The organism is Legionella norrlandica (genome assembly GCF_000770585.1).
Taxonomy (GTDB): Bacteria; Pseudomonadota; Gammaproteobacteria; order Legionellales; family Legionellaceae; genus Legionella; species Legionella norrlandica.
This window is the reverse complement of the sequence record NZ_JNCF01000090.1, coordinates 1-8995: the sequence shown is the minus strand read 5'-3', so window position 1 is coordinate 8995 and position 8995 is coordinate 1. Positions and strand designations below refer to the sequence as shown.

The window sequence follows — 8995 nt, the reverse complement described above, 5'->3', positions numbered from 1 at the left end:
TTTTTCATATCTATATTTTTATCTGGCTTTCCGCCCAAAGATCAATATTATGTACCTTGAGCGGTTATTTTTAGTAATTTTATTCTGCAAACATTGAACTTACTGATTCTTCAACATTGACTCGCTTAATAGCCTGAGCCAACATATCTGCAAGACTAACCACCCGGATTTTTTCACAATTTTGCGCGTCTTTTGACAATGGAATGGTGTCAGTTATGACTACTTCATCTAGACCAGAATGTTTAATATTGTTGACTGCAGGTCCCGACAATACAGGATGTGTAATATAGGCCCTGACACTTTTTGCTCCACTTTTCTTTAGCTCATGGGCAGCGGTGCATAGGGTTCCGGCAGTATCTACTATATCATCTACAATAATACAGTTTTTATTGGCTGGATCACCTATAATGTGCATTACTTCAGATTTATTTGGCCCACTACGACGTTTATCAATGATTGATAATTCAGCATCATTAAGTCTTTTTGCAACTGCTCTAGCACGTACAACGCCACCTACATCCGGTGAAACTATCATTATATTATCTAGATTTTGCTTTGTAATATCCTCTAATAATACAGGAGTTGAATAAACGTTATCAACTGGCATATAAAAAAAGCCTTGTATTTGATCAGCATGTAAATCAACAGTGAGAACACGACAAATCCCTACGGAAGCCATCATATCAGCGACAACTTTAGCTGTAATAGGAACACGGGCAGATCGCACGCGTCTATCCTGACGTGCATAGCCAAAATAAGGAACGACAGCAGTAATGCGGCCAGCAGAAGATCTTCTTAGGGCATCAGCCATAATAAGCAATTCCATTAAGTTATTATTTGCTGGTGCACAAGTTGATTGAAGAACAAAAACATCTTTACCTCGGACGTTTTCTAAAATTTCAACCATAGTTTCACCATCGCTGAAGGTTCCAACTGTAGCTTTACCTATAGGTATTTGCAAATGAGAAGAAATTTTTAGTGCCAATTCAGGGTTAGCATTCCCGGTAAATATCATCATTGTGGACATGTGTAAAAAGCCTTAGATTTAGGTTAATCACTTAACTTAAACACATAGCAGAAGACAGCCAAAAAGATATTATTATTATTTGAGCGATACGAAAAACGCATCCTTCCAGGTATCTTCTGCCGTCTGTTTACTTGTACCTAGATTCAACTTCATATTCTAGGTTGAATCAACAAGAAAATGGCAGGGGTGCTAGGATTCGAACCTAGGTATGCAGGGATCAAAACCCTGTGCCTTACCGCTTGGCGACACCCCTATAATTTGTAGATTCTTAAATCATCCTTGAGCTTTATATTAATAGTATTCATCCCTGCAATGTGCTGCGTATTTTGCAGTGCTTTTTTGGCGATGTCAACTTTATAAAGCAAATAATTTGTAAGAAATTAGTTTTAAGGAATTTATTTATACAATCCAATTCTTAATAACTACTTTCACCATCACTCCATTTCCTTCAAGGCGAATCATACTTGGTAAATCTATCCCTTTTACTGAGGTATATTTAGTAAAATCAATAGTGTATCCACTTTGCTTTAATTGCACTAGATGGTTATATTGATCATGCTTCTCTGATTGAATTCCTCCAGGTGCTGGCAGTCCTCTTACCCAATAATATAAGTTATTTACAGGAAGTCTGATGCCAGTTTGTTTTAGCAACAATTCATCGGCATTATTTGAGGTTGTCGTTTTAGGGCCATCCTGGAAAGTAATTGTGCCACCTTTTTTGGCAATCAGAACTGAACCGCTACCTAAGGGTCCCATTAATCGAATTTGGTAAGAACTGGCACCGTGCTGTACCCAGTTCATAGTGGCAGTCCAGCTTTTGGCTTTTGTTTTGGCAGCCATAGCGCCTTTTATTTCCCATGATGAAACGGTAGCTGTTTCCGCTTTTCTTTCCTCGAGAGGAATCTCACGATTTGTAGGTGGTTCTTCTGAAGGTCGTGGCGGAGCACAAGCAGTTAAAAAGCAAATTGATAGAATCATTAAACGTTTTATCGCATTCATTGCTCACCTCAATTCCATTTTTTTATAGTTTTTCAATTTACAATACGCTAGACTGCTCCCATATGCAATCAGTAATTAATAATATGAAACAAAAAGCAATATATCCAGGAACATTCGACCCAGTAACTAATGGACATGTTGATATTATTACACGAGCCAGCACTATCTTTCCTGAACTGATAGTAGCAGTTGCCAGTAATAAGGCTAAACGCCCTTATTTATCTTGGGAGACAAGAATTAACTTATTGGAAGAGTCAGTTGGACATTTGCCTGGGGTGAAAGTTGTCGGTTTTGATAATTTGTTAATTGATTTTGTTCTGGAACAAAATGCCGGCATTATTTTGCGGGGATTGAGAGCAGTCTCTGATTTCGAATATGAATTCCAGCTTGCTGGAATGAATAGGAAGCTGTCTAAAAAAGTGGAAACCTTATTCTTAACGCCCGCAGAGCACTTAATGTATATTTCATCTACCTTAGTTCGTGAAATTGCTGCTTTAAATGGTGATGTTTCCCAATTTGTTCCTCCGGGTGTAGTTAGAGAACTAAAAACGAGACAAAATGAATCGCAATTATAACTGGCTCATTGGTTTATTTTTATTAATTTGTAGTACTTATCAGGTTAATGCCGAAACTCTTCCTGCACATCCTCCAGGCTACGCTGTAGCCAGTGCTCACCCCTTAGCGACCAATGCTGGATTGGAGATTTTAGCAGCAGGAGGGAATGCTTTTGATGCTGCAGTTGCAGTGGCAGCTACTTTGGCTGTGGTGGAACCTTATCATTCTGGACTAGGTGGTGGTGGATTTTGGCTTCTACATCAAGAAAAAAAACACTTAAATGTATTCATAGATGGTAGAGAGGTCGCTCCACTAGCAGCAAGTAAGAACATGTATTTGGCACCAGATGGACGTGTGATCCCCGGTTTGTCTTTAAATGGTGGTTTATCGGCTGCTATCCCAGGTCAGCCAGCAGCTATGGTTTATATCGCCAAAAAATATGGTCGTCTGCCTTTGAGTAAAACATTAGCTCCAGCTATTAAATTAGCAAATGAAGGTTTTCTTGTGGATGTGCAATTTAGAGATTTTTCTACTTTGAGCGATAGACTAGAGAATTTAAAAAAATACCCTGATACAGCGGCTATCTTTTTAAAGAAAGGACAGCCTTTTGAAATTGGAGACAGGCTTGTTCAAAAAGATTTAGCAAAGACGCTCACTTTGATAGCGAAATATGGTAGAGAGGGATTCTATAAAGGAGAAACTGCCTCTCTCTTGGTCAAAGGCGTCAACGCAGCGGAGGTATTTGGACCCTTGATGATTTGGCTCAATACAAAATAAAGGTAAGGGAACCTCTAATCAGTGCTTATCATAATATGCTAATTATTACAGCGCCGCTGCCCTCTGCTGGTGGTGTGGCACTGGTGACCATGTTGAACGTCCTATCTCAATTCCCATTGTCTACCTATTCAAAAGTACAATGGATACATTATGTTGTGGAGTCAATGAAACTAGCTTATTGGCAAAGAGATCAATTTTTGGGAGATCCAGACTTTATTAAGATACCTCTTGATAAATTAGTTTCTGCAGATAATGCAAAGCAATTAAGCCAATTAATTTCATCGGATAAGGCTATTGATAGTCAGGTTTTAAAGGGCTCGCCTTACACTGGAAAAAATTCAAATACTTCTCATATTTCCATTATTGACGCAGAAGGCAACCGAGTCGCCGCGACAATGACAATTAATTACATTTTTGGTTCAAGTGTGGTAGCGAAAGGGACCGGGGTATTATTAAATGATGAGATGGATGATTTTTCTACTAAGGTTGGTGAGCAAAATGTTTTTGGTTTGGTAGGAAGTGAGCCGAATGAAATAGCTCCACGCAAACGCCCTTTGTCAAGCATGACACCTACTTTTCTGGAAATGCCTGGGAGAATAGCTATTTTAGGAACACCTGGGGGTAGTCGAATTCCAACTATGGTTTTACTTGCAACACTATTATTTCATGATGGATATGGCGCCATCAGTATGGTTTCTGCGATGCGATTTCACCATCAATACTTACCAGATATTTTGCAATTTGAACCTGATACTTTCCCCGCTCTAATTCAAAAGAGATTGGAGGCTATGGGGCATCATTTAATACCCTTAAAACAATATTATGGTGATATGCAGGCGATTACTTGGGATAAGGAAAATAATATATTAACAGCTGCATCCGATCCGAGAAATATTGGTTTAGCGGCATCGATCGTTAGTCGGGCACATGGTTATGGAGTAGACTATTAGAGCTTTATCCTTGCCCTACCAACTCTTTTATTGAGAGATATGTTCTTTCAATTAACTCTTCTTTATTTTCAACCGTATATTGCGATGCATCGATAGGTTTGCCAATATGTATTTCTGCTTTTTGATTTAAATGGATATTAAATGTACGTGCAGGGAGTATGTCAAAAGCTCCTCTAATTCCGATGGGGATTATTGTAGCTTTTGCTTGTATAGCAGTGATAAATGCACCTTTTTTAAATGGAGCTAGTTTTCCATTCTTTGAGCGAGTTCCTTCCGGTGCGACCCATAGAATAATGCCGCTTTCCATTAATTGTTGAGCAAACTCAAGATCTTTTATGGCTTGAAACCGGTTCTTTCTATCAATAAAAGGGAATTCTGCAGCAGCCATTCCTTTTCCTAAAATTGGAATTTTTGATAATTCTTTCTTTGCCAGCATACGAATTGAGTGGTTTGGGAAAGCTTTAAATCCCAAAGGAATATCGTAGGCACTGGAGTGATTACACATAAGGATCGTTGCTTTTCCTGATTGTGGTTGGACATCATAGGGATTGACTACTTTATATTGTACTTTAACCGCATTGAGTAGTTGGTCGACCCAATGATGAATGGTTTTGTCAACCCAAGGTCTTGTAGGTGTACTGATAAGGTATTTCAGTATGGCGCGAGTGCAAGCAACGCCTGTGTAATAAAATAAACGGCTAATTATCCAAAAAGTCTTCAATCGGCTTATTTTCATTGTTAATGGGTGCTTGGGAGTTATTCTTAAAGGGCCCATCATACAACAAGTTATGGAATACTGGAACGATACAAAATAACTATAGGAGCCAATTAAGCAGTATATTTTAAACCAAAGATAGACAGAAAAAGTAAGATAAGAAATATCAAGCGGAAAAGAGATATTGGTTCTTGAAATAGTAATATTCCCATAATTGCTGTGCCCAACGCCCCAATTCCTACCCATACAGCATAGGCAGTCCCAATGGGCAATGATTGGGCGGCTTTAGCTAATAAAAGCATGCTAATAAGAAGTGCGGTACCAGTAAATAGGCTTGGCATCCATTTCGAAAAACCGTCGGTATATTTTAAGCCTACAGCCCAACAAACTTCTAAAAACCCAGCAACAAATAAATAAAGCCAAGGTAAAAACATAACAACCCCTTTTTATTAAATGATTAAAGGCGTCGTCTTGTCTTAACCGGGTACGGCGCATCTCGTCCGGAGAGGCTATTTTTTCATGTTCACATAACAAGTGCAATAGTGTCTTTTTGTAGTGCGTAAACATAGAGTATTTCTCAGATAAGATCTCTTAAAAATTTATTCAAAAAAAATCAAATTGGGATTTATAATGCTTTTTTGCTTATAGGACTTAATAAATGCTATTAAGAGCGATATACAATTTGGATCAAGTAAATGTTTCTTCTTTATACCGGTTACCTCCTTTTTCTTATGACAAAAACAGCCAATATCCAGGGAATGTTATACAATATCTACTGATGCAGCTTGCCAAGGTGGATACAAGCCAAGATCGTGACGGCTATACTCAACAAGAGTGGCTGGAATATAAAGTGGAATTATTTTCTAAAATTTTTCCTCTAGTTTCTAAACATAGCAACACGTTTACTGCCAAAGATTGTGCCACATCACTTCATCGCCTGACTATTATGTTGACATCTGACTTACGACACATTCCTTCGGATGATCCCAATATAGGGCCTCTTATCACTCGCTTTCATGCTGAACTTAGACATGCTAATGCTCAACAAATTGCTAATAGCTTATGGGCGGTAGCTAAATTGGTTGAAGCTGGAAAAATAACCCAAGTTAATGAGGCGCATCTCAATGATTTGTTCTCACAATTGTGTGTTGTGCGCGGACAGGCCAATTCACAAAATATTGCTAATGGCTTATGGGCGGTAGCCAAATTGGCTGAAGCCGCAAAAATAACTCAAGTCAATGAGGCTCACGTCAAAGACTTGTTCGCCCAATTGCATGCTCAACATAAGCATCTCAATTCTCAAGATATTGCCAATGGTTTATGGGCAGTCGCCAAATTGGTTGAATCTGGGCAACTTACCCATGTCAATGCTGATCAAATCAATAACCTACTCGCTCAATTGCAGGCCGAACATAGGCAAGTCAGTTCGCAAATTACTGCAAATTGTTTATGGTCAGTCGCCAAATTAGTTGAAGCCGGAAAAATGACTCAAGTTAATATGGTTGACGTCAATGGACTTCTTACCAAATTATATGCCGATCGCCTGCGTGCTACGCCTCAAGGAATTGCCAATGGTTTATGGACAATCGCCAAATTAGTCGAAGCCGGACAAGTGACCCAAGTCAATGCTACTCATGTTCATGGGCTTCTTGTCCAATTACATGCCAAGTGTCAGCACGCCAATCCCCAAGGAATTGCTAATGGTTTATGGGCAATTGCCAAATTAGTTGAAGCTGGACAAATAACCCAGGTTAATGCATTTGAAGTCAATGGGCTTCTTGAGCAACTACATGCTGAATGTAGGCAAGCCAGTTCGCGAAATATTACCAATGGCTTATGGGCAATCGCCAAATTAGTTGAAGCCGGACAAATGTCTCAAGTCAATATTGCTCATGTTAATGGGCTCTTTGGCCAATTGCATGCTGAGCGTCTGCAGGCCAATCCTCAAGGAATTGCTAATGGCTTATGGGCGATAGCTAAATTGGTTGAATCAGGGCAAATGGTTGAAGTTAATGCTAATTATGTCAATGATTTATTCTCACAATTGCATGCTGTACGCGGACAGGCCAACTCACAAAATATTGCCAATGGGTTATGGCTGTCGCCAAATTGATCGAAGCTGGGCAAATAACTCAAGCCAATGCGTTGCATGTCAATGACTTGCTCGCCCTATTGCATGCCGAACACCAGCATACTAATACCCAAGGGATTGTTAATGGTTTATGGGCGGTTGCCATTATTAGTACTGTTAATCCGCTTTCCCCAGTTGCCATACCGAGTGATTTTATCAATCATGCTGTCAGTTTGGTAAAAAAGGAGGGGGATGATATTAGGCAAAAAACTCAAGTGATTATGGCATTGTCTTTGCTTAACGAAGATAAGAACTACGATATTGATGAGCTGATTGTGGAATGTCGACCCCAGTCCAATTTGAACTATAGAAAAATACATCCTTACCTCAAAGGCCAAGGAGTAACGTATGCATTAGAGGCGTTTGTAGGTGGATTCTTTGTAGATTTATTATTGAAATATGCTGATGGAAAAAACAAAATCATTGAATTTGATGGTCCTACTCATCTACAAAGGCACCAACAAGCTTTTGATAAATTTAAGGATAAAATTTTATCAGCAAAAGGGTATGAGGTTGAGCGAGTAGTATTAAGTAATGATCATTCGAAAAAAGGTGCTAATGTAAATAATTTCTTTAAACCTTTTTCTGAACAACAGAATGCTCGAGGTGATGAAAACAAATCGGTTTTTCGTACCACAATAATAAAGATACTGTACAATCGGCGCCCCAGTACCCTCATTAAGTACATAGTTTTCAGAAGATAAACATATGTTTGATAATGTTCACTTTAGCTTATAGTGATCTATTAATGCTGTTAGAAAAAATATACAACTCGTCGGATCAATTGAATATCGCATCCTTATACTGGTTCCCTCTTTTTCTTATGACAAAAACAGTTAATATCCAGGGAATGTCATGCAATATCTGCTGATGCAGCTTGCCAAATTGGATACAACGCCAAGAGCGTGATGGTTATACTCAACAAGAGTGGCTGGGGCATGGGATACAATATTATTTAATTGCAATAAAACTAGGTAATAATAGTTGCTTTTCTATTTGATATAATTGACAATTTGATTGATTTTTATGGAACTGTTATTTGATTAAGGGAGTAATAATGTCAAGACTTTTTAAAAAACATGCAGTCAAAAATGATAATAATTTATTAAAAGCCTTCTTGGAGTTTGATAAAAACTTTAAGAAAAGATTTCAAGAGCAGAATAACCAACAAGAAGATACTAATACTAATTGTTGTATCAAACTTTTTGATTGTTTGAAAAATACTAGTGAGAAGATTCCTCAAGAATATAAAGACATAGCAGTATGGTTAACTAAATTAGGAACTGCGCAATCAAAGGGTGAATTTAATCAAAAAGTTTTGGTTTCTGCTTTACATGCCTCTTTAGTTTATGTTTCTCTAGATACTACTGGAAGTGAAATACCTGCCAATGTATTGAAAGGATTGATTGAAGAAATAGCAAAACAATTTGGCTTGGATTTGGAAGTTGATCCTGACTACCCTGCATTGCAGAGCTATTGTCATGAAAATAACATCGATATTCCTAAAGCAATACAGAATATCATTAATAGTAATCAATTGGCTAAAGTTGTTTGAGAATTAACTGCCGCAACACCTTACTTCGGCAACCAACGATTTACCTGTTTACAGCCGGTGTAGATCGGTGAATCGTTACGCAGTGCTGATCCATACTGAAATACAAATTTTTGGGGGGTTCTAAAGTCCTATTAGTTTACCTAAAGAGGACAGAAAATTTTCTTGTTCTGCGGGCATAGCATGGATATCAAACCCCTCAGACATAATTTTTTCATTATTCCATCGTTCCTCTACCCAGTTATAATAATGTCTTAGATGAAGGTAACCTATTTTTTCAACCTTTTCC

8 protein-coding genes, 1 tRNA gene, 1 pseudogene and 1 riboswitch are annotated in these 8995 nt (G+C 38.3%); of the genes and pseudogenes, 5 read left to right on the top strand and 5 right to left on the bottom strand.

The features are described from left to right. Window positions 1-79 precede the first annotated feature (79 nt). From OK13_RS13070 to lolB, 3 genes are all read right to left on the bottom strand, one after another. The gene (locus OK13_RS13070; protein ID WP_035891479.1) at window positions 80-1027 is read right to left on the bottom strand and encodes a ribose-phosphate pyrophosphokinase; all 948 of its coding nucleotides are present in this window, start codon (window positions 1025-1027) and stop codon (window positions 80-82) included. A 178-nt stretch (window positions 1028-1205) separates the two neighbouring features. Further along, window positions 1206-1280, bottom strand: a tRNA-Gln gene (locus tag OK13_RS13065). 146 nt (window positions 1281-1426) lie between these two features. Continuing rightward, window positions 1427-2026 carry a lipoprotein insertase outer membrane protein LolB gene (gene lolB, locus OK13_RS13060; RefSeq protein ID WP_035891478.1) on the bottom strand — a complete coding sequence of 200 codons (600 nt, stop codon included), beginning with the start codon at window positions 2024-2026 and terminating at the stop codon, window positions 1427-1429. A 62-nt stretch (window positions 2027-2088) separates the two neighbouring features. Here lolB and coaD point away from each other — a divergent pair, with 62 nt between their 5' ends. Continuing rightward, window positions 2089-2601: a pantetheine-phosphate adenylyltransferase gene (coaD, locus tag OK13_RS13055; RefSeq protein WP_035891477.1), complete on the top strand. Its 513-nt coding sequence runs from the start codon at window positions 2089-2091 to the stop codon at window positions 2599-2601. Then, window positions 2585-4308, top strand: a pseudogene (ggt, locus tag OK13_RS13050) (gamma-glutamyltransferase). Before coaD ends, ggt begins: the two are co-directional and overlap by 17 nt. A 4-nt stretch (window positions 4309-4312) precedes the next feature. Here ggt and OK13_RS13045 read toward each other — a convergent pair. Together OK13_RS13045 and OK13_RS13040 are read right to left on the bottom strand one after the other, a co-directional pair. After that, window positions 4313-5044 (bottom strand): lysophospholipid acyltransferase family protein, encoded by a 732-nt coding sequence (locus tag OK13_RS13045; RefSeq protein WP_035891483.1) that lies wholly within the window; start codon window positions 5042-5044, stop codon window positions 4313-4315. Between the two features lie 92 nt (window positions 5045-5136). After that, the gene (locus OK13_RS13040) at window positions 5137-5457 is read right to left on the bottom strand and encodes a DMT family transporter (RefSeq protein WP_035891475.1); all 321 of its coding nucleotides are present in this window, start codon (window positions 5455-5457) and stop codon (window positions 5137-5139) included. Between the two features lie 26 nt (window positions 5458-5483). Continuing rightward, window positions 5484-5539: riboswitch (guanidine-III (ykkC-III) riboswitch) on the bottom strand. A 142-nt stretch (window positions 5540-5681) separates the two neighbouring features. Between OK13_RS13040 and OK13_RS13035 the strand changes: the two genes are divergently transcribed. The 3 genes from OK13_RS13035 (at window position 5682) to OK13_RS13025 (ending at window position 8709) form a co-directional block, all read left to right on the top strand. Further along, window positions 5682-7136: a hypothetical protein gene (locus OK13_RS13035; RefSeq protein WP_035891473.1), complete on the top strand. Its 1455-nt coding sequence runs from the start codon at window positions 5682-5684 to the stop codon at window positions 7134-7136. Continuing rightward, window positions 7118-7858 (top strand): DUF559 domain-containing protein, encoded by a 741-nt coding sequence (locus OK13_RS13030; protein ID WP_035891471.1) that lies wholly within the window; start codon window positions 7118-7120, stop codon window positions 7856-7858. The genes OK13_RS13035 and OK13_RS13030 overlap by 19 nt, the downstream gene beginning before the upstream one ends. Before the next feature lie 353 nt (window positions 7859-8211). Further along, entirely contained in the window at window positions 8212-8709 is a 498-nt protein-coding gene (locus OK13_RS13025) for a hypothetical protein (RefSeq protein WP_035891469.1), read from the top strand. Window positions 8710-8995: the final 286 nt, after the last annotated feature.

Bases quoted from the DNA above. Each gene is read 5' to 3' on its own strand.
- OK13_RS13070 (WP_035891479.1), bottom strand. From the start codon at position 1,027: ATGTCCACAATGATGATATTTACCGGGAATGCTAACCCTGAATTGGCA.
- lolB (WP_035891478.1), bottom strand. From the start codon at position 2,026: ATGAATGCGATAAAACGTTTAATGATTCTATCAATTTGCTTTTTAACT.
- coaD (WP_035891477.1), top strand. From the start codon at position 2,089: ATGCAATCAGTAATTAATAATATGAAACAAAAAGCAATATATCCAGGA.
- OK13_RS13045 (WP_035891483.1), bottom strand. From the start codon at position 5,044: ATGAAAATAAGCCGATTGAAGACTTTTTGGATAATTAGCCGTTTATTT.
- OK13_RS13040 (WP_035891475.1), bottom strand. From the start codon at position 5,457: ATGTTTTTACCTTGGCTTTATTTATTTGTTGCTGGGTTTTTAGAAGTT.
- OK13_RS13035 (WP_035891473.1), top strand. From the start codon at position 5,682: ATGCTATTAAGAGCGATATACAATTTGGATCAAGTAAATGTTTCTTCT.
- OK13_RS13030 (WP_035891471.1), top strand. From the start codon at position 7,118: ATGGCTGTCGCCAAATTGATCGAAGCTGGGCAAATAACTCAAGCCAAT.
- OK13_RS13025 (WP_035891469.1), top strand. From the start codon at position 8,212: ATGTCAAGACTTTTTAAAAAACATGCAGTCAAAAATGATAATAATTTA.